Source organism: Paenibacillus sp. sgz302148 (assembly GCF_056120465.1).
The window spans coordinates 69,528-95,024 of record NZ_JBVYOJ010000011.1 but is presented as its reverse complement, the minus strand read 5'-3'; the positions used below and the strand labels follow the sequence as shown (position 1 = coordinate 95,024).

20 protein-coding genes, 1 pseudogene and 1 other annotated feature are annotated in these 25,497 nt (G+C 51.5%); of the genes and pseudogenes, 8 read left to right on the top strand and 13 right to left on the bottom strand.

What is annotated here, in order from left to right; all coding sequences use genetic code 11:
* Positions 1 to 82: 82 nt before the first annotated feature.
* The 6 genes from AC0LWM_RS17565 to asnB form a co-directional block, all read right to left on the bottom strand.
* A complete protein-coding gene (locus AC0LWM_RS17565; protein WP_474676275.1) occupies positions 83 to 427 on the bottom strand; it encodes a thioredoxin family protein in 345 nt (114 codons plus the stop codon).
* Between the two features lie 101 nt (positions 428 to 528).
* Positions 529 to 2,136 carry a copper amine oxidase N-terminal domain-containing protein gene (locus tag AC0LWM_RS17560; protein WP_474676274.1) on the bottom strand — a complete coding sequence of 536 codons (1,608 nt, stop codon included), beginning with the start codon at positions 2,134 to 2,136 and terminating at the stop codon, positions 529 to 531.
* 169 nt (positions 2,137 to 2,305) lie between these two features.
* Entirely contained in the window at positions 2,306 to 3,940 is a 1,635-nt protein-coding gene (locus AC0LWM_RS17555; RefSeq protein ID WP_474676273.1) for a putative polysaccharide biosynthesis protein, read from the bottom strand.
* A 134-nt stretch (positions 3,941 to 4,074) separates the two neighbouring features.
* Positions 4,075 to 4,797: a ThuA domain-containing protein gene (locus AC0LWM_RS17550; protein WP_474676272.1), complete on the bottom strand. Its 723-nt coding sequence runs from the start codon at positions 4,795 to 4,797 to the stop codon at positions 4,075 to 4,077.
* Between the two features lie 48 nt (positions 4,798 to 4,845).
* A complete protein-coding gene (locus AC0LWM_RS17545; RefSeq protein ID WP_474676271.1) occupies positions 4,846 to 5,589 on the bottom strand; it encodes a Cof-type HAD-IIB family hydrolase in 744 nt (247 codons plus the stop codon).
* Between the two features lie 54 nt (positions 5,590 to 5,643).
* The gene (asnB, locus tag AC0LWM_RS17540) at positions 5,644 to 7,548 is read right to left on the bottom strand and encodes an asparagine synthase (glutamine-hydrolyzing) (protein WP_474676270.1); all 1,905 of its coding nucleotides are present in this window, start codon (positions 7,546 to 7,548) and stop codon (positions 5,644 to 5,646) included.
* A 187-nt stretch (positions 7,549 to 7,735) separates the two neighbouring features.
* Here asnB and AC0LWM_RS17535 point away from each other — a divergent pair, with 187 nt between their 5' ends.
* A complete protein-coding gene (locus AC0LWM_RS17535) occupies positions 7,736 to 8,584 on the top strand; it encodes a sugar phosphate isomerase/epimerase family protein (RefSeq protein ID WP_474676447.1) in 849 nt (282 codons plus the stop codon).
* 222 nt (positions 8,585 to 8,806) lie between these two features.
* Here the strand turns inward: AC0LWM_RS17535 and AC0LWM_RS17530 are convergent, their stop codons facing one another.
* Positions 8,807 to 10,894: a peptidoglycan D,D-transpeptidase FtsI family protein gene (locus tag AC0LWM_RS17530; RefSeq protein WP_474676269.1), complete on the bottom strand. Its 2,088-nt coding sequence runs from the start codon at positions 10,892 to 10,894 to the stop codon at positions 8,807 to 8,809.
* A gap of 54 nt (positions 10,895 to 10,948) precedes the next feature.
* The gene (locus AC0LWM_RS17525) at positions 10,949 to 11,410 is read right to left on the bottom strand and encodes a hypothetical protein (protein WP_474676268.1); all 462 of its coding nucleotides are present in this window, start codon (positions 11,408 to 11,410) and stop codon (positions 10,949 to 10,951) included.
* 170 nt (positions 11,411 to 11,580) lie between these two features.
* Here AC0LWM_RS17525 and AC0LWM_RS17520 point away from each other — a divergent pair, with 170 nt between their 5' ends.
* Entirely contained in the window at positions 11,581 to 12,741 is a 1,161-nt protein-coding gene (locus AC0LWM_RS17520; protein ID WP_474676267.1) for an MFS transporter, read from the top strand.
* A 143-nt stretch (positions 12,742 to 12,884) separates the two neighbouring features.
* The gene (locus AC0LWM_RS17515; protein WP_474676446.1) at positions 12,885 to 13,268 is read left to right on the top strand and encodes a ribonuclease M5; all 384 of its coding nucleotides are present in this window, start codon (positions 12,885 to 12,887) and stop codon (positions 13,266 to 13,268) included.
* A 21-nt stretch (positions 13,269 to 13,289) separates the two neighbouring features.
* Here AC0LWM_RS17515 and AC0LWM_RS17510 read toward each other — a convergent pair whose 3' ends face one another.
* From AC0LWM_RS17510 to cyoE, 3 genes are read right to left on the bottom strand one after another with little or no spacing between them, the layout of a single operon-like run.
* Positions 13,290 to 14,204: an AEC family transporter gene (locus AC0LWM_RS17510; RefSeq protein WP_474676266.1), complete on the bottom strand. Its 915-nt coding sequence runs from the start codon at positions 14,202 to 14,204 to the stop codon at positions 13,290 to 13,292.
* A 30-nt stretch (positions 14,205 to 14,234) separates the two neighbouring features.
* Positions 14,235 to 14,861: an SCO family protein gene (locus tag AC0LWM_RS17505; protein WP_474676265.1), complete on the bottom strand. Its 627-nt coding sequence runs from the start codon at positions 14,859 to 14,861 to the stop codon at positions 14,235 to 14,237.
* A gap of 37 nt (positions 14,862 to 14,898) precedes the next feature.
* Positions 14,899 to 15,825, bottom strand: coding sequence for a heme o synthase (gene cyoE / locus AC0LWM_RS17500; protein ID WP_474676264.1), 927 nt, complete (start codon positions 15,823 to 15,825; stop codon positions 14,899 to 14,901).
* Between the two features lie 237 nt (positions 15,826 to 16,062).
* On the opposite strand from cyoE, the pseudogene AC0LWM_RS17495 reads away from it, so the two are divergent.
* The 3 genes and pseudogenes from AC0LWM_RS17495 to AC0LWM_RS17485 form a co-directional block, all read left to right on the top strand.
* Positions 16,063 to 16,189, top strand: a pseudogene (locus tag AC0LWM_RS17495) (cell wall hydrolase); the annotation flags it as partial.
* A 99-nt stretch (positions 16,190 to 16,288) separates the two neighbouring features.
* The gene (gene gerQ, locus AC0LWM_RS17490) at positions 16,289 to 16,765 is read left to right on the top strand and encodes a spore coat protein GerQ (RefSeq protein WP_474676263.1); all 477 of its coding nucleotides are present in this window, start codon (positions 16,289 to 16,291) and stop codon (positions 16,763 to 16,765) included.
* A 233-nt stretch (positions 16,766 to 16,998) separates the two neighbouring features.
* Positions 16,999 to 17,985, top strand: a complete 987-nt coding sequence (locus AC0LWM_RS17485; protein WP_474676262.1) for a metal-dependent hydrolase — start codon at positions 16,999 to 17,001, stop codon at positions 17,983 to 17,985.
* Positions 17,986 to 18,068: 83 nt separating this feature from the next.
* Here the strand turns inward: AC0LWM_RS17485 and AC0LWM_RS17480 are convergent, their stop codons facing one another.
* Positions 18,069 to 18,296, bottom strand: coding sequence for an alpha/beta-type small acid-soluble spore protein (locus tag AC0LWM_RS17480; RefSeq protein ID WP_474676261.1), 228 nt, complete (start codon positions 18,294 to 18,296; stop codon positions 18,069 to 18,071).
* A 117-nt stretch (positions 18,297 to 18,413) separates the two neighbouring features.
* On the opposite strand from AC0LWM_RS17480, the gene AC0LWM_RS17475 reads away from it, so the two are divergent.
* A complete protein-coding gene (locus AC0LWM_RS17475) occupies positions 18,414 to 18,599 on the top strand; it encodes a DUF5325 family protein (RefSeq protein ID WP_474676260.1) in 186 nt (61 codons plus the stop codon).
* A gap of 17 nt (positions 18,600 to 18,616) precedes the next feature.
* Here the strand turns inward: AC0LWM_RS17475 and trpS are convergent, their stop codons facing one another.
* Positions 18,617 to 19,603 carry a tryptophan--tRNA ligase gene (gene trpS / locus AC0LWM_RS17470; protein WP_474676259.1) on the bottom strand — a complete coding sequence of 329 codons (987 nt, stop codon included), beginning with the start codon at positions 19,601 to 19,603 and terminating at the stop codon, positions 18,617 to 18,619.
* Positions 19,604 to 19,670: 67 nt separating this feature from the next.
* Positions 19,671 to 19,983: a binding site (T-box leader), on the bottom strand.
* A 352-nt stretch (positions 19,984 to 20,335) separates the two neighbouring features.
* Here trpS and AC0LWM_RS17465 point away from each other — a divergent pair.
* Positions 20,336 to 25,348: a glycoside hydrolase domain-containing protein gene (locus tag AC0LWM_RS17465; RefSeq protein WP_474676258.1), complete on the top strand. Its 5,013-nt coding sequence runs from the start codon at positions 20,336 to 20,338 to the stop codon at positions 25,346 to 25,348.
* Positions 25,349 to 25,497 lie beyond the last annotated feature (149 nt).

Genomic DNA, 25,497 nt, shown 5'->3' with positions numbered 1-25,497 from the left:
AAAAACGGACAGGATTCCGGTTGCCCGGATTCCTGTCCGTATATTGTGAAGCAAGTACATCCTTTTTAATCCGAATTTCGGCTTATTTAGCGGCTGCCTTGGCAACCTCTACGGCACGGTCGAAAAATTGCTCGATTTCTTCTCTCGACTTCCGCAGCTTGCTGACGAAGCGAATCAGTTCTTCGCCTTCCCGAAACGCGATGAAGCTCGGGATCCCGAGAATATTCAACCGTTCGCAAACGTCCGGCAGTTCGTCGCGGTCAATTTGTATAAAATTCAACCGGTCCGCGTAATCGCGCTCAAGCTCCGGCATAAACGGTTCGATGAAATGGCAATCCTTGCACCAGGTCGTCTTGAATACGGCGATCGTTGGTTTTGCTCCCGCGATTGCTTCGTTAAAGGCTTGTTCCGTCGAAATCTGTTCCATCGCAATCATCCTTCCGCATAACAGTACTTTTCGTTTGTATCCGTTATACACGAACCGGGTCGCGAAGTCAACCTGCTCATGACGTTATTGTGGATAAGCCGCTATTCGCGATGAATGGACAGCACCGTTCCGTCCTCGGACCACTTCGCGCTTCCGCCAAGCTCTTCGACGATCGGAACGATCGGAACGTATACGCTGTTCTCATAGGTGCCTACAGCGTCGCCCAGATCGATCTCGCGGCCGTTCACTTCCGCTTTGCTGCTTCCCATCGTCATGACGATCGTTTTCCCGGATTGCTCGTCATATACGGTGATCTGCTGTTTCTCTTCGTTCCAAACGACGTTGGCATACAGGCTTTCCGCCACATAGCGGATCGGACCGTAGGTCACGTCGCCTTCGACGATCGGCGGGAATAAGCTATAGCCGTCATCGTACAAGTTAACATCCGTCCGCGTAATATGCAGATCGTTTTTCAACAAATCGTATAAAGTCGATTTGGAATCCAGCATATTCAAGAAGCCGTTCGGCGTCAATTTCGTGTATTCATTCAAAAATAACGGATACACTGTCTTCGTGTCGATCGTATCGATCGCCACTTCTTCGTTCGCGCTCCAAGTTTCGCTCGCGACCGTCAGTTTAATGCCCTTTAGGCCGTCAAGCCCTTGTCGGGCGCCTGCAATGCCTTCCTGCTCGCCAAGCTCGCTCAGCTGCTCCTTCGCGGCGTCGTTGAAGCTTGGGATAATCGCCAACTCGAAGTTCGACTTGCGAACCTTCAAATCGCCGTCAACGTAGAGATCGGCTTTCAGGTACGTTTTGTCGTTTAGAACCGTGGACAATGACGCAGTCGCTTCTTTTTCCAGCTCGTCGAATTGAGCGACCGCTTCCTTCAAGCCGTCATGAATCATCGTATACAGCTCTTCGACCGCTTTCGCTTTCTCTTCTTCCGTCGGCTGAGGAAGATCGGCGTCTTCACCCGCTCCGGCTCCGATTTGCTGCATCATGGCCAAGGTGATATCCGTGATTTGGGCGACCGCTTCTTTCAGCCCTTTTTCGTCATTCAACAAGTTGGTGATCAACGATTTTAACAGATCGATAATTTCATTGCCATAAAATTCGGTATGTACTTTGTGCAGCGACAACTTCTCGCCATGGATCGTTTCTTCTACCTTATCCACTTGAATCGTTTTTGGATTCGGCAAGTTTTTGATCAGATAACCGCCTGCGGCATCGAACATTTTCTGTCCCGACTCCGTAATTTGGCCTTGCATTTGTTGTGCCAGCTCCATAATGCCGCGGTCAGCGCCATACAGACCTGCCGTCTGAACAACAATCGGACGTTTTGCGCCCTCCAGTTGGAGTACGATGCGGTCTCCGCTCGCGGACATGGCAAAAGGTATTGACCCTTTGCCGTAAGTGAAGCTGCCCTTGACGGAAATATGGTTCGCATCCTGCTGCTTCAAGTCGCTGAACTCCAGCTTCGTCTTGCTGAACAATTGAACGATGTTCTTCTCTTCCGGCTCAAGTTTGTTCAGCGCTTCCTCATTCAGCATCAATTCCAACGCAATGCTGGAACTGCCTGTCATCGATTTGGTTTTTGCGTTGTCCAGCAACACTTTGTTCAAATCGATGCCTCCGACTGCTTGACATCCCGCCGCGATCAGCATAACGGCGATCAGCGCGGCAAGCAGCCACGTTTTTCTTTTCCCCATAATCAACTCTCCTCTCATTAGTATTATAAGGAAAAAATAAGTCTATGTACATCTCTTGCCAAAACGAAGAAAAGCTGCTGCACCCCCGGCTTGCCTTCTATTTCGGCAAATCGGGAGCACGGCAACTTTCCATTCCGTCTTAACTATTTATCATAGGTTGTTCAAGGTTTTAACCGTTCTGACGTGCGTTACCGCGAGACCGGTTCAACAGCCGGAGCAGCTTGCCCATCACTTTGCGCAGCGGCGCCGGATAACCGGCGATGTCTTCGCTGTTCACAACCTTAAGCAAAATAAGCAGAACCGGGTACAACGCCATCATGACTCCGCCGACAACGACCGCTACGATGAAATAAGCCAGCTTCGCGTTGATCCATTCGACGAGGTTCGCTCCGTACATTTCCAGGCCGAAGCCTACGCCCGACATAATCGCCACGGCAAGCAAATACCCGACCCATTTGCTGCCGAGCAGCGTAAATTTCATTCGCTTGCGGATCGACATCAGGTTAAACAGCGTTGATATGAGGAAACACAACGTCGTTGCGAACACGATGCCATAAATGCCGAAGAACGGCGCCAGCGCAAAGCTTCCGACGAGTTTGACGATAATTCCGACGATGACATGATACATCGGCTGGCGCGTAGCCCCGAGGCCGGTCAATATCGAGCCCGAGGTCATCATCGTAATCTGGAAGATCGCCCCGAACGTAAGCAAGGCGATGATGCCCGTGCCCTCCAGATTGCTGAATAGCAAGCCGTTGATCGCTCCGGAAGCGACGCACAACGCCGCAACGATCGGCACACCCGAAAAGATCGAGATGCGCATCGCCATCGTGGCTTGGCGGCTTACATTCGCCATATCCCGCTTCGCGAAGGCGGACGAGATGACCGGGATGATCGATTGGCTGAGCGCCACCGCCAATATCGGCGGAATGCCCGCGATCGACTGGGCCCGGATCGTCAGAATGGCCAGCTCCTGCTTCGCCGCATCCGCGCCGATGTCGCCTTGAAGCAAAGAAACGACGATCGAAGAGTCGATAAAATAAATGAGCGGCACGGCCATCGACGTCAAAACGATTGGAATCGACATCCGGAAAATTTCCGCGTAAATTTCTTTCAGCGACAGCTTGCGGCCGCCCGAAGACGTCCGTTTCAACGCCCCTCCGGTACGCTTCAGCTTCCGAGCGTAATAGATCATGACGGCGAACGCACCGATGCTGCCGAACACCCCTCCGAACGAGGCGCCGGCCGCTACCCACTCGTCGGAGTAGTCCAGGAAGAACAAAATATAAGCGAGACCGACGGCGGTAAGCACGCGCAAAATTTGCTCGATGATTTGCGAGACGCCGCCGGCCGTCATCAGTTGACGACCCTGGTAATAACCGCGCATCATGGCGATCACCGGGAACAGCAGCAGCGCGGGTGCAATGGCTCGGATGGACATTGCCGCCTCCGGCACCTTGCTGACATACGTCGCGTACAGCGGCGCGAGCGCGATAAGCAGCACCGTAATGACGATGCCCGCAACGAAGCCGAACAAAATCGCCGCATAATAGATCCGCTGCGCTTCGTCGTTGCGGCCGAGCGCGATCCGCTCGGAGATCATTTTGCTGAGCGTGCTCGGGATGCCTGCCGTTGCCACGACAAGCAAGAGCAGGTATAAATTGTTGGCGATGCCAAATGAAGCGTCGCCGATCGTGCCGAGCAAATGCTCGAGCGGCACTCTTTGAAATACGCCCAAAACGCGGGCTACCAATGCGGCTAATGCTAGAATCAGCGTACCTTTAATAAATGAGTCCTTGGCCAAACGGGCAACCTTCCTTCCGATCGGTCTAGCAAATGAAATACAAGAACGAATTATCGCAAAACTTATAATCTTGCATTTAAAAACCGCACAGCGAAATGCCGCGCGGTTCGACAAATATCGATATTACGATTGTATTACTTCCGGCCGATTTGTTCAAGCGGTTGATGATGTCCGCGCACCGGTACGGCTGCGTTGGAAGGAGCCGCCCACTTCACGCCGTTCGAAATAATCTGCAGTACTTGGGCGTTATGGTAGGTCGGATACGTCTCATGACCCGGGCGGAAATAGAAGATTTTACCTTGACCGCGATAGAACGTGCAGCCGCTCCGGAACACTTCGCCGCCTTCAAACCAGCTGACGAAAATGAGCTCGTCCGGCGCCGGGATGTCAAAATGCTCCCCGTACATCTCTTCTTTCTCCAGCTCGATATACTCCGGAAGCCCTGCTGCGATCGGATGCGCCGGATTGACGACCCAGATGCGCTCCTTCTCGTCGGCTTCGCGCCATTTCAAGTCGCAGCCCGTGCCCATCAGCTTCTTGAATATTTTCGAGAAGTGGCCGGAATGCAATACGACGAGTCCCATGCCTTGCATGACACGCTGGTGCACGCGTTCGACGATTTCGTCGGAGACGAGATGGTGTCCGGCATGACCCCACCAAATGAGCACGTCCGTGTTGTTCAACACTTCTTCGGTCAAACCGTGCTCCGGCTGATCCATCGTCGCCGTACGTACTTCGATGCCTTCGGCGCGAATGCCGGCAGCAATAGCGTTATGTATGCCTTGCGGATACACTTCGGCTACTTTGGCGTTCGAATGCTCATGAATATTTTCATTCCACACCGTTACGTTTAACATGGAATTTCCCCTCTCCATCGCGATTTCGCTTCGTCCATTATATCAATCTTACGTTTCAAGAACAAACTTGCGGATGACTTCCGCTACGCCGTCTTCTTCGTTGCTTGCCGTTACGTAGTCTGCCGCTTCCTTCACGGCATCCTGCGCATTCCCCATGGCAACGCCCAATCCCGCTTCGCGAATGGCGGCGATATCGTTCAAGCTGTCGCCCACGGCGATCGCCTGCGACATGTCGATGCCGAGCAGCTTGCACATTTCCTGCATGCCAACCGCTTTATTGACGCCGATCGGGTTGATCTCGATATTTACGGGCGAGGAATTCGTGATCTCCATGCCGCCCCAGCCGCGGATCGTATTCAAAATTTCATTGCGGCTCGCATCATCCTCGGAATGGACGCCGAATTTCAGCCAGCTTGTCGAATCGATATCGTCGATCCAACGCTCCGTGTTGTAGATGCCTTCCACGGAATAAGCCCAATACCAGACGTCGTAACGAGAGACGAGCGCATGCAGACGGCGGACAAGAGCCGCGTCCATCACGCGCCGCAAATGCAGCTCGTTCGGCGTTTTCCAAACTTCTCCGCCGTTAACCGTAACCATCGGCGTGTGGAGAAGTCCCAGCTCCTCCGCAAAAGGATAAGCGCTCGGAAAGCCTCGCCCGGTAGAAAAACTTACCGTCACGCCCGCATCCAGAGCTTCGCGAATCGCCCGCTTATTCCCTTCGGAAATTTGCCCGCTTTCATTCAGCAATGTGCCGTCCATATCCAATGCGACAAGCTTGTATTGTGTCAAAAGTCTCCCCATCCTTTATATATCGGTCTACCGTAACAGGTTAGAGACATTGTATCACAATCCGATTGCTTGTGTACGCCTGAATTGCAAATCCGTCGCAGCTTTTGCCGGCTCTCCTTGGATATACAAGGCATGCCACAACGCAAAAATATAAATGGCCCACAGCTTCCTGGAGTAGTCGCTTTTGCCGTCCCGATGAGCGAGATACATTGCTTTGACCGGCTTCAGGTTAAAATACGGCTCGATGCCGCTCGCCTCGATCTGTTCGATGATTTCTTCGCCGCGCTTCCCTCGAAGCCATTCGCGGAGAGGCACCGGGAATCCAAGCTTCGGACGCTGCAATATAAATTCGGGGACGATGCCTTCCATCGCTTTGCGGAAAATGTACTTGGTCGTCCCTTGCCGCAAACGGTAGGCGGTAGGAATTTTGCGCGCCAGCTCGAACAGCTCCTTGTCCAAAAACGGGACGCGCAGCTCCAGCGAATGAGCCATCGTCATTTTGTCCGCCTTCATCAGAATATCGCCGGGTAGCCATAAATTCATATCGATATGCTGCATCCGCGTCACCGGGTCAAGGTGAGTCGTCTGCCGGTAGTAGGCATCGGTAATTTGCAGGGATCCTTTGTAATCCTGCAGCGACTCGTTTGACAGGCTGACGACTTCCGCTTTCATGTCGTCGGAAAATATTTTCGCATTGCCGACAAACCGCTCCTCAAGCGGCTGCGTCCCCCGAAGCACATAGTTGCGGCCCGGAATGCCGGCCGGCAGCCACTGAGTGGTCAGGCGCAGCAAACGCTTAAGCGAAGGCGGCAGCCATGCGATCGGGCGAAGCGATAAAGGCTCGCGGTAGATCCGGTAGCCGCCGAACAACTCATCCGCTCCTTCGCCGGACAGGACGACCTTCACATGCTGCGAAGCCAGCTCGGCTACATGATATAACGCTATGGCCGACGGGTCGGCGACCGGCTCGTCCTGATGCCATACCGCACGGGGGACGGACCCGAAATAATCGCTTTCGGTGATCATCTTCGCGTAATGCTCCGAACCGATTCGCTCCGCCGTTCGGCCTGCGATGATCGTTTCGTCGCGATCTCCGGCAAATCCGACCGAAAAGGTTTTTACCGGCTCGCGCGATCGCATGTAGGAGGCGATACTCGTCGAATCGATGCCGCTCGACAGAAAGCATCCCCGTTCGACGTCGCTATGCATGTGATGCGCAACGGAGTCCAGCAGCCTTTCGCGGATTTCCTCGATATAATCCCCGATCGGCCGATGCGTCGGTTCAAACGAAGGCTCCCAATAGCGGCGGATGGTCATCTGTCCGCTCGTATCCACGGACACGGTATGCCCGGGCGGCAGCTTGTAAATATGCTGAAACATCGTCCCCGGCTCCGGCGTAAACTGGAACGTCAAATAATCAAGCAAGCTCTCCGTCCTTACGGAACGAACGACGGCCCCCGTCGCAAGAATGCTCTTAATTTCGGAGGCAAATATAAACTGCTTGTCGTCCTTGTAATAATAGAACGGTTTGATCCCGAAATGATCTCTTGCCCCAAGCAAACGCTGCTGATTCCGATCCCATAGAACGAAGCCGAACATGCCGCGCAGGCGAGTGACGCAGCAATCGCCGTATTGCTCATAGAGATGGACGATCACTTCCGTATCGCTGCTCGTCCTGAACCGGTGCCCCAGTTGTTCCAGCTCGCTGCGCAGCTGGCGATAATTGTAGATCTCGCCGTTAAACACGATCCACACCGATTCATCCTCGTTGCACAGCGGCTGGGCGCCTTCCTGCAAATCGATGATCGACAAACGCCTGAATCCAAATCCGATATGCCTGTCGGCATAATAACCGGTATCATCCGGACCGCGATGCCGGATCGGGTCGGTCATGGCTTGTAAAAGCTCAGGCGAAGGAATGACATTTTCATTCAGGAGGATTCCCGAAATGCCGCACATATTGCACGCTTCTCTCTTATGCACATTTTTTTATAACTTATATTAGGATAATCAATTAAAGGTAAAACATACCTATTCGTTATTGTACTGCGGCAGACTCGTATGTTCAATAAGGGTGCAGGCACCGGGAGATTAAAGTATAATGAAGCCGAAGGCGATGATCTTGAATGAATCGGAGGGGAACGATTTGATTAAAGGATTAACGACCGCGGGAATCGGTCATCCGGAAAGCTTGGAGCAGTTTGTCGCGTTAGCGGGACAACACGGCTTCGGTGCGGTCGATGCCGGAGGAGGTCAACTGGCGTCATGGATTCAAGACAAAGGAGCGGCTGAAGTCAACGATTATTTGAAGCGGCACTCGGTTATCATCGGCAGCGTAGGCCTCCCGGTGGAATGGCGCCATTCCGAGGAGCAGTTCCGCGCCGGATTGCCCGCTCTGGCCGAGCACGCAGCGGCTGCGGCGGCCGTCGGATGCACGAACTTCTGTACATACGTGCTGCCTTCGACGGATTATAACGCAGCGCATTTTATGGCGCTCGCGACGCGCAGACTGCGCACATGCGCTCAAATCGCCGGAGCCTACGGCTTGCAGCTTGGACTCGAGTTCGTCGGACCGCACCATTTGCGCACCGCCTGGAAAAATCCGTTTATTTGGGATATGGAAAGCACCCTTGATTGGATCGATGCGATTGGCGAGCGCAACGTCGGCTTATTGTTCGATGCGTTCCATTGGTACACGAATGGCGGAACGATCGAGAATATTTTACGTCTGAACGCAAATCAAATCGTTCACGCCCATATCAATGACGCGCGGAACGTTGCGGTGGAGGAGGTTCTCGACAACGACCGGCTGTATCCTGGCGAAGGCGCGATCGATTTGAAGGCATTCTTGCAAGGACTCGCTCAAATCGGATATAAGGGCGTCATTTCCCAAGAGATTTTGACGCGCGAACCTGTTGCCGGAACGCCGGACGAGCTTATTGCGAAGTCGGCCGCCGCATTCCGCAAAGTGTATGCGGCAGCCGGGCTGGAATAGTCGAACCGGAAAACAGGGTCATCAGAATAAGACGGCGAGAAACAGAATGGAATAAATAAACCTGCGAACCGACGGGCTCCATTTGCTGCGCTTCATGCCTTTGCACCTCCTGTCTTATTGTTTATACTATGCAACTTTGTTTACCACGTGCAAAACAGAGTCAATTAAAAACCGTCTTCGAACGCATCGGAATGCGATCGAGACGGTTTTTTGATTGGTTGGTTATTGCGTCGCGGTTTGCTGCTGATCTGCCGTTCCATTCGTTGTGCCGTCTGAAGTCCCGTTAGCGGCTTGATTCTGTACAGGCGGTTTTCTCGGTCCGCTGTCGGTCAAGCCGACCGCTTCATCGTAAGCGTCGAATATTTGGCGGGCGATCGGGGCCGCGCCCCAAGAACCGAATTCGCCTTCCGGCACAACGACGGCAACCGCTAGCTTCGGCTTATCAGCCGGAGCGTAAGCGATAAAGACGGCGTTGTCGACTTTCTTTCCGGCAACGTCCGACTGCGACGTTCCGGTTTTGCGCGCATAACGGTATGGGAAACCATCGAAGCCTTGGACTCGAACCTGCTCCATCCCTTTTTGAACGACGTCCCAATACTTCGTCGGAAAGTCCACTTCATTAAGAATTTCCGTCGTATAACCTTGAACAAGTTTGCCGCTGGAATCCTCAATTTTTTCTACAAACTGCGGTTTCGGACGCTTGCCTCGGGTGGCCAGAGTGGAAGCGTACTGCGCCAGTTGCAGCGCCGTATATTTCCCTTGCTGACCGAACGAAGCATAGATGAGCGGAGATTGTGCACTTCCGCTTATTTTGCGCTCATGGAAGTATTCCACTAAACCCGGGCTTTCGTTCGGCAAACCGCTGCTTGTTTTCACGCCAAGTCCAAACCGCTTTAAATACTTATCCAATATTTCGAGACCTTCATCCCCATTGCGTTTATACAGCTCGTTGCCGATCATCGACATATAGGGGTTGGAAGAAACCTGTATCGCTTTGGCTGGGTCCAATTTTCCATAAACGTGGTTCGAAGCATTGCGTATTTTCACTTCATGACCTTTGGATCCGAAAGCGAAAACCCCCGTGTCCGTATAAGGCGTTGAAGTCGTAATTAACCCTTCATTCAAACCCATCAAAACCGTCAAAGGCTTCATTGTCGAGCCTAATGGAACGAGGGACGATGGATGCTTGCCCCGTTCCTTGTTATCCTTGTAATTCGCAGGAACGTCGCGAATCGTCCCGTTAAGCATAAACGGTGAAATCGCGGCCAGATCCTCGGAGCTGATGCGTCCGCCCCGCCATACGTTCGGATCGTAGTCCGGCATGCTCGCCATGGCGACGACCTTGCCCGTTTGCACCTCCATCGCCACGGCGAAGCCGGCTTTCGCATTTGGTGCCGCTTCCGACTTGATCGTTGACGTTCTGATCTTCTTGAGATGATCCACGATCGCCTGCTCGGTCTTGAGCTGGACGTCGCGGTTGATGGTCAGATACAGGTTGTCGCCCTTTTCCGGCTCCACGATTGTCGGCGCGCCGATAATTTTGTTCTGCGCGTTGACCGGGAACGTTCGCAAACCGTTTTTACCCCGTAATACATCCTGATACATCAGTTCAATACCGTCAAAGCCGACGTCCTCGAACGGCAAATATTTGTTCTCCGAAGCCTGCGTCGTTTGCCGTTCGATGTCCTTATATTTGTTGAGCACAAGCGACGCGGAATTGTACTTCTTCAAATAGCCGACCAGTTGCACGGCAATCGTATCCGTATCGTAATTGCGCAGCGCTTCCTCCACGATATCAAGCTCCGGAAACTCGTCCCGGCGCTCCATGAAGTAAGCGATCTCTTCCTCCGTCAGCCCGGTCTTGATCCGGCGCGGAACGTAGCCGTAGCTCATCGTTGCGTTGATGTCCATCTGCTTGAGTATTTCCTCCGGCTTCATGACCGGCTTGCCCTTTTCGCCGTATTTGGCGAATATTTCGGACAGCTTCTTGGCGAACTCCAGCGCCTCGTCATCCTTAATACCGTTCGGCAGACGGTAATACAACGATTGCGTCGGCGTCGAATAAGCGATTCTATGACCCGTCGAATCCAATATATTGCCGCGGATCGGCGGAATCGGATCGCTCTTCGTGTTAATCAGCTTCTCGCTTTGCTTCAGTTCCTCTCCCTCGACGAATTGCAGGATGGCGAGCCGTACGATCAGGACGGAAAATATAAAAAACGTACTGAAGAAAAACAAGTTGAGCCGAAACGAAAACTGCCGCCGCTTCTTGATCTCCTGCTGCTGCGGATCGTCCATCGAATGGTTCATATTAAAATCCACTTCCCGTAAATCAGTTTTACTTTCCTATCAATTAGACGATCGTTACTTGGCATTGGTTTTAGCCGTATCGATAAAAGTTTGGATCGTATCGTCGATGTCCAGATCCATGATCTTTTCGCCTTTATATTTGAGGGTCACCTTCGTGTCGTTAGGCTTTCCCGTCAGCTCCAAGCTCTTCGTTTTGACCGTGAACGTACCGTCCGCATTGGACGTATACTTCGCTTCCTTCGCTTCGGCAGCCATCGATTTGACCGCTTCCTCCGCCGCGCCTGCCATGACCTTCGCCGCTCCGTCCGAAACGCCGGCAACGACCTGGTCGCCGATCTTCTTCAGGTCATCGATCGTATAGCCGCTATAGATGGCGATGAATAACAAAATCGCGATGACGATCACCCATTTGACGACCGTTTTGACGACTTTGACGACAATAATGAGCGCGACGACCGCCAAGGCAAGCACCCACCAGTTTTCCTGCAAAAATTGGATCAATTGCTCCGAATTCATCTAAAATATCCTCCCCAATATGCTTTATCCATGATTATACAACAATACGAACAGCAGCGTAAATCTAACAAAATAACCCCAAACGGGCATATGTCGGACGACCCCCGCGTACGATCAGTAGTGACAGCTTTTCCAGCAAGCTATCTCAACGAACCTGGTGGTGAAACTCATTGAAAACGGCGATCTGGCTTTATGTTTTCATGTTCGTCGCTTATTTCGACCTGCATGCCCAATATCCGATTCTGTCGCCCTTTGCCTTGTCGATCGGCGCCGCGCCTTCGTTTATCGGCTTCATCATGGGGATGTATTCGATTACCCATCTGCCGGGCAATATGCTGGCCGGCTACAGCGTCGATCGGTACGGCAGCAGGCTATTCATCATCCTCAGCTTGATTGCAGCCGGCATCATCCTGCTGCTGCAAGCGAATGCGACGACTCCATGGCAGCTGCTCGTCCTTCGCTCCATCAGCGGCTTCGTGCTCGCATTTTTGTCTCCCGCCTGCTTGTCGCTGCTCGCCCGGATTGCGCGGGACCCGGTACATCAAGGCAAGCTCATGGCCGGCAACGGTCTCGTACATACGCTGGCTTCGGTCATTTCCCCGGCGGCAGGCGCTTTTCTCGTAGCGAAGATCGGCTTTTCGCTTTCGTTTACCGTGCTGGGCTGGGGCTTAATCGCAACCGGCATCGTCGCTTACGCTTTTATCCGCGACGCAGCCGCAATCCCGCTTGCCGCGATGACAAAACCGGACCGGCGCTCCGCTTCCGACCGCGATTCCGCTCCGACTACGATACCATGGCTCTTTTTTGCCGTTCCGCTTGCCGTATCGTGTTCGCAAGGCGTATTATTTTTCGAGCTGCCCCTGATGAATCGATCGGAGGAAGGTATCTTCGAAACCGGAATCATGTTCTCCCTAATCAGTTTCGGCGCTTTGATAACGCTTGGCATGCTGTTTCTGAACGCACTTTCGCCGTTTTTCCGCGTTGCTTTCGGCAGCTTGGCGCTTGCTCTCGTTTTTTTCGGAATCAGCATCGAATGGCCGGTACCGTTATACGTGTCCCTGGTGTTGATCGGTTTGGCCAAAGGGGTCATCTTCCCTGCCACCGCGTCGCTGCTTATCGCTCTGAGCGGCGGTGAGCGATACGGACGCATGTTCTCCATCCTATCGATCGCATACTCTATCGGAGCTTTTATAGGTCCGTTGTTTGCCGGGCAGCTGCGAGCCTACATTTCTCCGTATTTTATCGCTTTCCTCGTGCTGATGTTGGCTTTGTCGCTCCTGCCCGGCTACTGGAAAAGAGCGACAATGTATACGCACAGCCGTCCCGTATAAGTGTTGGAATCATACAAATGAATCCTCTAGAACAAGCGGCCTGCCCTATGCAGGCCGTTCGACATTTCCCGGGAAATCGGCTACAATAAGTCCCAGAATGTGACAAACAAGTATCCGGCATGCGCCGTCACAAAACATGTATGATGCATGAGGTGAGCAACATCGATTTCGTCATTATCGTAGAAGGCAAAAACGACAAAAAACGGCTCAGCCGGCTTCTCCACGAAGATGTTCCCATCTATTGCACTTTCGGAACACCGAACACGGACAAAATCGAGAAGCTGAAGCAACAAATCGGGGACCGGCATGTCTATCTGTTTATGGACAACGATGCTTCCGGCAAAAAAATCCGCGGCGCCCTTCGTGACATCTACCCCGACGCCGATCACATTTATACTCGCAGAGGTTATGCCGGCGTGGAAGGAACACCCGAGGAGTATATAATCCAGCAGCTGGAGAAAGCTGGTCTTGAGGAATACATACGATATCCTACCGATACTCTGCCGGCAAAACCAGGCCGCGATTGAATGGGCCGTTGGGGATTCTTTTTATTGCAGCAAAAAAATTACCAGCGTGACCGTAAATATACTGAATACCGTAGAGGAAAATACGGCTTGAGAAGCGAACTCCGGCTCGTTGTCGAACTCGACGGCGAGCAGAACGCTCGACAGCGACGTCGGCACGGCACAAGACAAAATGAGCGCCTTCGCCATTGTCCCTTCAATCCCCATCGCCAGCACGACCACAAACCCCAGAAACGGCCCCAGGCACAACCGCAAAAAGTTCACGAGCAGCACGTCTCCCCAACGGAACTTCCATTTCATGCTGCCGAGCTGCACGCCAAGTGTGACAAGCGCCGTCGCGATAAAGCCGCTTGCGATATAGTCGATCGGAATCGTAATCGGCTCGGGAATCGGGATGTCGAAGCCGTGCAGCAGGAATGCCAAGGGGATAACGTAAATGACCGGCATGGAAGCGATCGTCCTCGCCATTTCCCGCCAGTTCGCCTTATGCGCATTGACGCTGTATATCCCGTACGTATTCGGGATAAGGCTTTGCATCATCATAATAATGATTTGAATCGAAAGCGTAAACGGATCGCCTACGAATACGAGCTGATTGAGCGGAATCGCATAATTGGCGCTATTGTAGAACAGCACGCTGTTGCGAATAGCGCTTTTCATCCCGGCCCCATACCGCCGAATGCGCAGAACAATTTCCATGACTCCATATTGAACGAGCATATAGATGACAAAAAACAACAGCACCTGCAGCAGCACTTGCCCCGAAACCGAGGATTCGTAGAGCAGCTTGAACATGATCGCAGGCGAGAATAGATAGAAATTCAGCTTCGACAACGTTTTAATGTCCAAATGAAAAATGCGCTGCAGGATTACCCCGAGCGCAATCATCACCGTTAATGGAATGACGTTATAAAGTAAAATATGCGTAAAATAGCTCATGCAGCCTGTTCCCCGTTTTTCCCCGAAAATCTACTCGTCCATTAAGCTTTCCATCGCATCCAGCATTTTCTCCGGCGTCGTAACTTCAGGATCGTTGGCGTTAAAATATTTGCGAATATTGCCGTCGCGGTCCAGCAGCACGATCAAGTTCATATGGCCGAAGTTGCCTTTGTCGTCCTTCACTACGGACAGCTTATAACCGTCCTTCGCCAGATCTTGAATTTTCTTCTCATCGTCGTCCCGCAGGAACAGCCAACCGGCAGGATCGGCCTTATAATTGCCGGCCCACTTCTGAATCCGTTCCGGCGTATCCCGCGTCGGGTCGATCGTGATCGAAATAATTTGCGCGTCCTTGCCGAAATAGCCTTTGTCTTTCAGCAAATTTTGCGTCTCCGACAACATAAACGTCGTCGGCGGGCAAACATCGGGACAATAAGAAAAGTAAAAGTACACGAGCCGTACCTTGCCTTGCGTGCTTTGGAGCGTAACCTCTTTGCCGTCCATCGCATTCGTCAGCGCGAACTCGCCGGCCTTGCCCGAATTCTCGAGCTTTACTTTGCTGCCGCCCGTTAATGTCGTGAGCCAATAAATGCCCAGCATAGCGACAAGCAGCAGCACGACAAGCTTAAACCAGTGACGTTTCAAAAACACGTCCATTTCCCCAATTCCTCACTTTCCGTCCGGAAGCCCCGCCTTACCCGCGAGCCGTATCGATCATCATAATAACAAAGGTCAATACTAGATAATTATTCGAGAACATAAACGTTTTGAACGCCCATTTGTCGGTATCTTTGGCTCTAAAGCCGGACAAGGCAAGATACAGCCAGTACAAGCCAAGAACGAGCGCAGAGATCAAATAAATGATGCCGACATATTCGTAAACATACAGCAGCACCGTAGCAACGATCAGCAGCGTGATATACGGAATCATCTGCACTTTCGTCCGCATAACGCCCTTCACGACGGGCAGCAACGGGAATCCCGCGGCGCGGTATTCCTCTTTGCGGCGAATGGCAAGCGCCCAGAAATGCGGCGGCTGCCACAGGAATAAAATGGCAAGCAGCAACCACGCGCCCATATCCATCGTTCCAGCGACCGAGCAATAACCAATAACCGGAGGCATGGCACCCGACAAAGCGCCTACCGCCGTGCTTAAGGTCGAAGTCCGCTTCAGCCACATCGTATAAATGCCGATGTACACGATCATGCCGATCAATCCGAGCAGCGTGCAAAGTGGACTGACGAGCCAATACAGGATAGCGATTCCGGCAACGCCAAGAAGGATCCCGTACCACAATACGACATTTGGCGACAAACGGCCGGAAGGTAGCGGACGTTTGCTCGTGCGGGCCATTTTCATGTCGAAATCGCGGTCCCAATAATTGTTAATGACAGTCGAAGATGCCATGGTCAGCATCGTTCCGAGCAGCATGAAAGCCATTGTATCGAAAGAATCGAAATTCCAGCGGGAGGCAAGCCAATAACCGCCAAAAGCCGCGACAAGATTCCACAGGATGATTGTCGGCTTCGTGAGCGTCACGAAATCTTTCCATGAAGCGCCCCGTACCGGCAACTCCGCTGCATGCTCGGCGGCAGACGGATAACGCATACGTTTGTCCACTATGTTGGTCCTCCTTCATTTCCTTGAAAAGAATCGTTCTAATCATAACAAATGCATGTCACCTTTGACAATGTCGCGGGGAGACTGTTCATCATATTGACACCTTAATAAGACTCGCAAAAAAATATGGCGCGACAGGAACTTAGACAACCCGGTACAAATACACTGTATTGTGGTTTTCAGCCCAACCGCTCCAGCCTAGAAAATTATGTTGCGAAGGGAAGTGAGTGGCACGCCATGGCTGTCATCAGAGCGAATTCCGAGGATACCAAGCTTCTAGCTTATGCGGGCAGAAGCCGAAGGTGAAGGCGATTTCGCCATGCTGATGGTAGGCAATGTCGGCGTCAATCGAGTAAAAGGCAACTTATAAACCATTGCTTCTATTCGCCGACATACGAAGATTGTCCAGGCGCTTTTACTACTTATTAAGCTTAACCATTTATAATTGAAAGGATTGGAAACTATGTATAATCAAAAATTGCCGGCACCTACTCCATACGCCTACCCCATGTCTTCACAAGCGGCGATGGGCATGATGCCGATGTCGCCGATGGCTCCAATGACCCCTATGGCTCCGATGCCGATGCCGATGTCGATGCCGATGGCCACGCCAGGCCCCGTCACCCCTCCTTCCGTTCCGGGCGTCGGCGTGCCGGGCTTCGCCGCACCCTCCGGGCTTCCGATGGAACAATCTTACATCGAGAACATTTTGCGACTCAATCTCGGCAAAATCGGAACGTTCTACATGACGTACGAAAACAACTCCCAATGGAACGCCAAAATATTTAAAGGCAAAGTCGAAGCCGCAGGCCGAGATCATATCATTATCAGTGATCCGCAAACCGGCCAGCGATTATTGCTCCTCATGGTTAACCTGGATTATGTCACCTTTGACGAGCCACTGAATTATTCGTATCCGCTTCAACCTCAGCCCCGATAATAAGGGCATTGTTACAACCCCTCGAACTTCGACGTTCGAAGGGGTTTTTTTCGCCTATTTTGTCGAATGACGCGTTTCTTTTGCAGGTAAACGTGTTAAAATAAGTTTTATCGGCGATACTGTAGCCATAGCAATTTCGCAAAGTGATGTCGTTTAATCGTTTCGGCAATTCCTTGCAAGCAAAGCAGGTTTTCCTTCGGAAAACCAAGCGAATCCTTTAGGAGGCACAAACATTGGACACAGGCACACACCTCGTTATGGGCTTCGGCTTGGCAGGACTCGCTTTTATCGATCCTGTCGTCGCTTCGGATACGACGGTATCCACCGCCGTATTAATCGGTACGCTGCTTGGCTCGCAGGCACCGGATTTGGACAACTTGATCCGGGTTAGGGGCAACGCCGCCTATATCCGCAATCACCGCGGGGCGTCGCACTCCATTCCGGCCATCGCGATTTGGACCTTGCTCATTACGTTCGCTTTATCGCTTAGCTTCAGGGATTTACCGCTTCTGCATGTCGGCTTATGGGTTCTCGCCGCAGTATGCATTCACGTATTTACCGATATGTTCAATGCCTATGGGACACAGGCGCTGCGCCCTTTTACGAAAAAATGGGTTTCGTGGAACATTATCCATATTTTCGATCCCATTATTTTCATTTCGCATGTGATCGCCATACTGTGCTGGGCGCTTCACTTGGCGAAACCGGCAACCATATTCGTCATCTTGTATTCGCTGCTCGTCGTTTATTATGTTTGGAGAACGGCCGTCCATTACGCTCTGGAACGGCAGCTGCCGATGAAAGACGAAACGTTCGAACGAGGCGAACGATATTTCCTAATTCCGACGATCTCGCTGTATCATTGGAACGTCGTCAAAAAACGGCGGCTCGGCGGCGGATTTACGGTCGGCGATTTGCGGAACGGTCAGTTGCGGTGGATCGACAATGCGGAGTGCGCCAGCCATCCAGCAGTCGAGGCATCCAAAAAAGATCCCGACATCGCTTCCTTCTTGTACTTCTCCTCCTTCGCCTGCGCCGAGCTGCGCAAGCACGCATGGGGTTACGAAGTCCGCTGGGCCGACGTCCGGTACAGGCACCGCAAACAATATCCGTTCGTCGCCGTATTGCTTCTGGATCACGATTACAACACGCTGGATTCTTATGTCGGTTGGCTTAGCGATACGCGATTGGAGAAAAAACTGCGGGTCAATACCTATTGACCCGCTCCTTTTTTGGTTCTTTGCCCGTTGCCCCCGGAAACAAACCAAGCCCAAGAAATCCTTGGGCTTGGTTCGACCTTATATTAACGGGATGCTTGTCCGGCGATGGATTGCTCTGCAATTTGCACAAGGCGGCGAGTGATGTGGCCCCCGATTGCGCCTGTATCGCGAGTAGCCATATAACCCATATAGCCGTCTTGCGGAATTTGAATGCCAAGCTCTTGAGCAATTTCATACTTCAATTGATCCAATGCTTGATTTGCTTGAGGTACCACCAATTGATTGCTGCTGCGAGATTGACCTGCTGCCATACGTATTATCTCCTTTCAATCTGCAATCTGATGTATTTGCAAGCTTGCAAACTTATTATGCAACGATGGAGATCGTATTATTCATATGACTTTAAAAACGTTTTCGAGGTGTTTCCATTGACCAAATCATTATCTCTGTTATTTGCAATCGTCACGACCTTGTTTATGATCGGTATAGCAGTCTCGCTCAGCTACCGGAGCCCGCTCTTGGTTGCGCTGTTCGTAGTCGCCGCCGTAGTCAATACGGGTGCGGGCTTTATCGTGAAAGCGAGGATGAACCGCAAGCAGGACGGAAATCAATAACCTTAACCATTCGACTTCTATCTTCTAGGCAAAAAACCCATTTTCTCTTTCACTTGGCGAACCGTTTCATCCGCCACTTCGGATGCCTGTTCCGCACCCCGGCGAAGAATATCGTGAATTTCGCCGGATGCGCGAATTTCGCGATAGCGCGTTTGAAGCGGCTCGATCATAGCCACGACTTGTTCAGCCAAGTCCTTCTTGAATTGACCGTAGCCTTGTCCCTCGTATTTGGCTTCGATTTCGGCAACAGGTATGTTCGCGCAATGCGAATAGATGCTTAGCAAGTTGCTGACTTCCGGTTTATTCGCCGGATCATATTTCACTTCACGGCCGGAGTCCGTTGTCGCCCGGCTAATTTTTTTGCGAATGACGTCAGGACTGTCGAGCAGCGCGATAAAGCTCCCTGCGTTCGGGTTGCTCTTGCTCATCTTCTTCGATGCGTCGTCAAGCGACATGATGCGTGCGCCAATTTGCGGAATGTAAGGCTCCGGAATCGTAAATTGCTCGCCGAATCTTTGATTGAAGCGCTGCGCAAGGTCGCGCGTCAGCTCCAGGTGCTGCTTCTGATCGTCGCCGACCGGCACAAGGTCCGCATTGTATACGAGAATGTCCGCGGCCATGAGCGCCGGATAGATGAATAATCCGGTTCCGACGGATTCTTTGCCGGACGATTTGTCCTTGAATTGGGTCATGCGCTCCAGCTCGCCCATATACGACAAGGTTGACATGATCCATCCGAGCTCCGCATGAGCGGTGACATGCGATTGCATAAAGATGCTTGCTTTGGCAGGATCGATGCCTGCCGCAACGAACAGCGCGGCGACCGCTTCCGATTGCTCGCGAAGCGCTGCCGGCTCCTGCGGCACGGTAATGGCGTGCAGGTCGACAACCATAAAGAAGCACTGATGACTGTGCTGCAGCTTGACGAAATTTTGCATCGCTCCGATGTAGTTGCCGATTGTCAATTGACCGCTCGGCTGAATGCCCGATAATACTTTCTTCATCTTGATTTCCTCCTCAAAGGTCGGTCTGGCGAGCAGACGAATTTGAACGCAAAAAAGGCCTCCCGCCGCAAGGGACGAGAGACCGTGGTGCCACCCTAATTTGTTCGCCGCAGCCGGTTAATGCCAGGTCACGAAAACCAAGGCCAACGATGCGACAAACCTTCTCGTTCCGTAACGGGGAACGGCCGTTCTGCATAATAAGACAAGTTCGCCGTAACAGCCGCGTGTCTCCGATGATTCGGCGAACACGGTAACATGGCAATCATCTGTTCTGCTTGAAGCTCCAAGGTCCATTCGGCAAGCCTCTGCACCGGTTCGCACCACCCACCGGCTCTCTGAAGCATCAGTACACGCCTACTTCTCCTCGTCATTGCTTTCATGATTTGCAGTTCAATTCTTATTATTATACACCATATCGAATCGCATCCACAATGATGATTTTCCGTTCAGTGCATTGACCATTGTCGACGTATGATTTCCTTCGGCATGTCCGCGTTGCGCTTTGTTATCAGCCTTCCCGAAAAACGCATGCATCCAACTCTGAAAGGGCTAGATCCTTGCCCCGCAACGGTTTCAGCTGATCTCCCTGCCGCTCGGCATGTCCGCTTTATGAAGTATTGCATACGCTCAAAGTAATGCAAATTTACATGAATGACGTCCGGTGATAGAGTGAAAATGCCTGGGCAAACCATCAATAAAGCGCTTTATGAACCAACAAAGGGAGGATAAAGAATGGCAAAAACCAAAAGCTTGATTGCATTTTTATGTACCCTGATTCTGATGTTTGGCTGCATCCCTGCAGGGTATGCGTCGGACATGGAGGCGCCAGCCGCGTCTCCGGAAAATATCGCAAAGCTGGCGAGTTTTGTGGACGCCGACGACAAGCTTACGGCAACTCCGACTTTTCAGTATTGGGATGCGCAATGGAGCGCAAATTGGTATCCATTTGGCGTGAACGAAACGGATAATAGTCCGGCCAAGATCATCGACGGCAGCCCATCAAGTTATTTCATCTCCAAAAAAGGTGTTAGTTTCGAGGACGGACCGCGCTATATCACGTTAGGCTGGAATCAAGCCCAAACCTTCAACACGGCTGTATTTACGACCAAATATGCCAAGGCAAGGGGAATCAAGGAATACAATATTGAAACAACGGTTGACGGGGTAACTTGGGTTCCTCTGTTTCCTAGCCCTCAAACCCTGAATTGGAAGCGCTATCTCGACGATACGAACAGCCCTGTTCTTGAAAGAATTAAAGTGGATTTCGATACGCAAGAACAAGTCATCGGGGCAAGAATCGCAATTTACAGCGTATATACGGAGGCTGCCAACGGGGATTACGCGCTAAATGAACTCGAGCTTTTCTTCGAGGAGAACCATAACGCTCCCCCATATTTTGATCCTATAAACCGTAAAACGGCTCCGGTCTTGCGAACAACGAAATTTGCAGTCCATGCCACTGCATGGAACGGACAATCCGCTGAATATTCGCTCGCGGACGGAACGCCTTCCTGGGCGGCCATTGATTCGGCGACGGGAGAAATCTCGATCGTCAATCCTACTGTTGAGCTGGCCGGAGACTATACTATAACGGTCAAGGCAACGGATCCAACGACAGGCGCTTTTGCTTATCAACCTCTCTCCTTGACGATATCGGCAATGGTCAATGTTGCGTCGTTGGCAAGCTCCATCGACACGCCAGATAAGCTGACCTCCGACTACAGTATGCCGGCCAATTATTATCAAAGACAGGCGGGCGAGCCCTACTGGTACCCGGATGGAACGACGTATCTGAACAATTCTCCGGAAAAACTCATTGACGGCGATCCGACCACGTTTTTCGTATCGAAAATCAATACCGACATGGGCGGGGAACCTTCCGCTGACAAGCCGCATGATTTGACCCTGAACTGGGATGCTCCGCAAAACTTCAACGAGATCGTATTTACCGCGGACTTCGGCAACCAGAAGAGCATCCAGAATTACAATATTGAAGTGACGAAAGATCGTGTGACTTGGACGAAGCTTTTTGATACCGCACAGAAGTTGAACTGGACTTATTCATTTTATAATTTCAGCGGCAGGCCGAATCCTAACCATTTCACGGAGACGATCCGGGTGAAACTGCCGGAGCAAAGAGATATTGTAAGCGCGCGCATCGTTATTCTGACTGCACCCGATACGAACTGGGGGCAAGCGCCCGGCCGGAGTTATTGGCTGAACGAACTGGAGATCTACAATAATCCCGAGTACAGCAAACCTGTGTTTGCGGATTCGGCAAGCAGCAAAACGTTTCTGAAAAACACGACCGTCAGCTTCACGGTCGAGGCTAGCGCGAATCATACCCCGATCGTTTATTCGCTTACCGATGCTCCGGAGAGCATGACCATTGACGCAACGACGGGCACGATCCGCTGGACGACTCCGGCTGCAGCGGGAGATTATTCGGCGGTCATCAAGGCGACCAACAGCATGTCGCCGCTCGCCTATGCGGAGAAAACGCTGTACCTACATATTACGGATACGGCAGATACAGATGTTTGGACCGTGAACGCATTGCAGCCGATTTATCAAGCGGATACGAAGCCGGATGATGCGAACACCGATCGTTTTGAATTCGTCATGGCCAAACACGAATATGAGAGCGCCCAAATTGCGATCAGAAGCAATCGTGATTTCAGCATTTACGGGGTGGAATTCAGTGGTCTTGCGAACGGATCGGCGGTGATCGGCAGTGAACACTTCAAATACGGGTTTCCCGAATATCGCGTTCCCGAATCCGCTCTGCCGAGTGAGTTCAACTATGTTGCCAACCCCGATACGACCAATCTGTACCCGGGTTCGTTCGTCGACCAATTGCCGGACCCGATATCCAATGAACAGTCGATTGATGTGAATGCGAACACGACACAGCCGATTTTCTTCACTTTGTATGCGCCGAAAGACACAGCTGCCGGCAAGTACACCGGCACGGTCACGCTGAAAACTTCGCATGGGGATTATACGTTTGCAGTACAGGCCGAAGTCTTCAACGTATCCGTTCCGGACATTAAGGATTCAACGCTAACGACCTACAATTGGACGGCGATTTACGGCCATACTCGCGACAAAACCGACTATATCAACCAATATTACGGCCCGGAAAAATATAGCGAAGACTGGTGGGCCATCATCGAAAGCTTCGCCCAAAACTTGGAGGAATACAGGTCGACAATGCATATGATGAAGCCGATGACCTTCTTGTCCGACCACGGTTACACCTTGAACAGTTTTACGGGCGCTACGCCGCCGGTCATCCCCGCCGAAGACTGGAAGGAATTCGATCGTTATATGCAAATATTTATCGATCATGGCGTAACCCGCTTTGCGTTGGATCATCTGGTCGATAAAATCAATCTGATCGCAGATACCGGCGAACACTGGACAACATATGACAAAACTTTGATCCGCGCCGACGGCACGATCGATGCAGGCGCATTTCCGAATATCGACCGATTCGTAACCAACTATCTATCGGCGATTTATGCGCATCTTGAAGAAAAGGGCTGGCTTGATCCGTATCCGTGGTACTCGCATATTTTTGACGAGCCCAGCGAGGCAAGACCGGGTTCGCTGCCATGGTGGTCCTATGTGGCCAAACTGTCCAAACAAGTGGCGCCTAAACTCAAAATAAGCGATGCGGGGCTTGCTTATTTTTATCCGGACATTGTCGATACGTATGTTCCTGAAATGAAGGAATATTACTTGGCCAAAAATTCATTTGATACGTGGGCTCAGCAGAATGTATCCAAAGGAAAGGAAAAATGGGCTTATAGTCTGGGTTCGGACAAAGAGCTCAACAGGCTAACGAATCAACCGACCTTAACCAGCAGGCTGGTGTTCTGGGATTTCAGCCGAAACGATATGACCGGTTATTTGAACTGGGCATGGAATGCTTGGTGGGACGGTGAATATTATGGGGATACCTACGAGGTGTATCCCGACGCCAAGCACAAAACGGTCAAAAGCTCCCTGAGGTACGAAGCCCAAAGAGACGGCATTGAGGAATATGAGCTGTTCAGCATACTCAAACGCCGGAATTCGGCGCTTGCCTATGAGATCTTGAATACGGCCGTGCAGTCAAGGACGAAATATACGCTGGATGTCGATTACATCAAAACGCTGCATGATTATTTGGTCAAAGCGGCCGCCGGGCAACCGGTCGGCAGTATACCACAGTCCGCCAAGCCGTATAAGGAGGTTGTTGCCGGCAGTGAATTGATTAACGATAGCGATGCCAGAGTGACGTATGGCGGATCGGGCTGGAACAAGGTTGCTTATCCGAACCTTAGCTATAACGGAAGCCCGAATACGACCAAAGCCGACGGCTCTTACGAAGATGACGTAAGCACAACCAAAGTCGACGGCGACTATGCGGAGCTCAGCTTCTATGGCTATGGCGTTCAAGTTTACGGCGAGAAGAACAGAAGCATGGGGAAAGTCGAAATATATATCGACGGCGTGCTCGACCAAACGATAGACGCCCATGAGGATGTCCTTTATCGATTTTATCCGATTTATACAAAAATGAACTTGGCCGACGGCCCCCATACGATAAAGATCGTGAACAAGGAAAATACGCTCAATCAGAACAAAGACGGAACGAACAAAAGCTTCCTTGTGCTGGATGCGTTCCGAGTTTACAGCAATACGGATCCTTCCAAGCAAAATGAGTTGGCTGATGTCATCGTTACGGGTGGTCAATTGAACCGGGAATTCGCTCCATATTTGACCGCTTACAACATTGAAATTGCCCGTGACACCGAAGTCATTACGCTCAAGCCTGCGGCACGTTATGCAAACACTAAAATTACCGTCAACGGCACGAAACTGAAAAAAAACGGCAAGGTCACGGTTTTTCCGGGCATCGGGCTGAATACCGTCACGATTACGGCGACAAATCATGGCGTATCCAAAAATTATGTATTCAAGATCACCCGGTTGTCGGATAATATGGCCTTGCAGGCAACAGCATCGGCGGATAATGCCATCACTCCGGATTATGTGCAAACGAAGACGGGTTGGAACTACGCCTTCGGCGAGCACAAATCCGAAGAAAAAGCGCCGTCGAAAATAAACGACGGGAACAAAAATACGTTTTTCATTTCGAAAATCCGATATGATTTTGACGGTTATATCGATGATGCCATTTCCCAGCCGTGGGAGACCGTCGACGGAATCGAACAAAGACGGTTTTATACGCCTGACGGCAAACCGATCACGTATTATATAACGTTAAACTGGAATGCGCCTCAAACGTTCGATACACTAAGATTTTTTACGCAATTCGCGCAAGCCTGGGGCATTCATCGATACAATATCGAAACGACGGTTGACGGCACAACGTGGGCGCCGGTGTTCCCTACGCCGAAATATTTCAGTTACACCACCATTGCCGCTGCGGAGAAAGAACGGATCGATGTATCCATCCCTGTCCAGAACAATAAGCTCGGCGTACGGCTTGCCATAACGGCCGCATCGTATTGGGGCTCGGAAGCCTATGCGCTGAACGAATGGGAGATCTATTTCACTTCAGAGGTACAACCGAGAATCGTATTGGAAAAAGACTCCGGCAACGGGAATGGTAATGGTAATGGTAATGGTAATGGTAATGGTAATGGTAATGGTAATGGTAATGGTAATGGTAATGGTAATGGTAATGGTAACGGTAACGGTAACGGTAACGGTAACGATAACGATAACTAAACTGAAGGGTTGGATAGGGATAATCCCCGTCCAACCCTTTTTCGTATACCGTTATTTGCCTCTCTCCGTTCCTTTACAAAAACAAAAACGCCGGAACCGGCTCTAACCGGTCCAGCGATCTTGGTTCCCCCTAACGCCTCATCCCAGGG

Excerpts from the sequence above, each read along its gene's own strand:
- AC0LWM_RS17565 (WP_474676275.1), bottom strand. The coding sequence starts at position 427 with ATGGAACAGATTTCGACGGAACAAGCCTTTAACGAAGCAATCGCGGGA.
- AC0LWM_RS17560 (WP_474676274.1), bottom strand. The coding sequence starts at position 2,136 with ATGGGGAAAAGAAAAACGTGGCTGCTTGCCGCGCTGATCGCCGTTATG.
- AC0LWM_RS17550 (WP_474676272.1), bottom strand. The coding sequence starts at position 4,797 with ATGTTAAACGTAACGGTGTGGAATGAAAATATTCATGAGCATTCGAAC.
- asnB (WP_474676270.1), bottom strand. The coding sequence starts at position 7,548 with ATGTGCGGCATTTCGGGAATCCTCCTGAATGAAAATGTCATTCCTTCG.
- AC0LWM_RS17530 (WP_474676269.1), bottom strand. The coding sequence starts at position 10,894 with ATGAACCATTCGATGGACGATCCGCAGCAGCAGGAGATCAAGAAGCGG.
- AC0LWM_RS17525 (WP_474676268.1), bottom strand. The coding sequence starts at position 11,410 with ATGAATTCGGAGCAATTGATCCAATTTTTGCAGGAAAACTGGTGGGTG.
- AC0LWM_RS17515 (WP_474676446.1), top strand. The coding sequence starts at position 12,885 with ATGCATGAGGTGAGCAACATCGATTTCGTCATTATCGTAGAAGGCAAA.
- AC0LWM_RS17510 (WP_474676266.1), bottom strand. The coding sequence starts at position 14,204 with ATGAGCTATTTTACGCATATTTTACTTTATAACGTCATTCCATTAACG.
- AC0LWM_RS17505 (WP_474676265.1), bottom strand. The coding sequence starts at position 14,861 with ATGGACGTGTTTTTGAAACGTCACTGGTTTAAGCTTGTCGTGCTGCTG.
- gerQ (WP_474676263.1), top strand. The coding sequence starts at position 16,289 with ATGTATAATCAAAAATTGCCGGCACCTACTCCATACGCCTACCCCATG.
- AC0LWM_RS17480 (WP_474676261.1), bottom strand. The coding sequence starts at position 18,296 with ATGGCAGCAGGTCAATCTCGCAGCAGCAATCAATTGGTGGTACCTCAA.
- trpS (WP_474676259.1), bottom strand. The coding sequence starts at position 19,603 with ATGAAGAAAGTATTATCGGGCATTCAGCCGAGCGGTCAATTGACAATC.
- AC0LWM_RS17465 (WP_474676258.1), top strand. The coding sequence starts at position 20,336 with ATGGCAAAAACCAAAAGCTTGATTGCATTTTTATGTACCCTGATTCTG.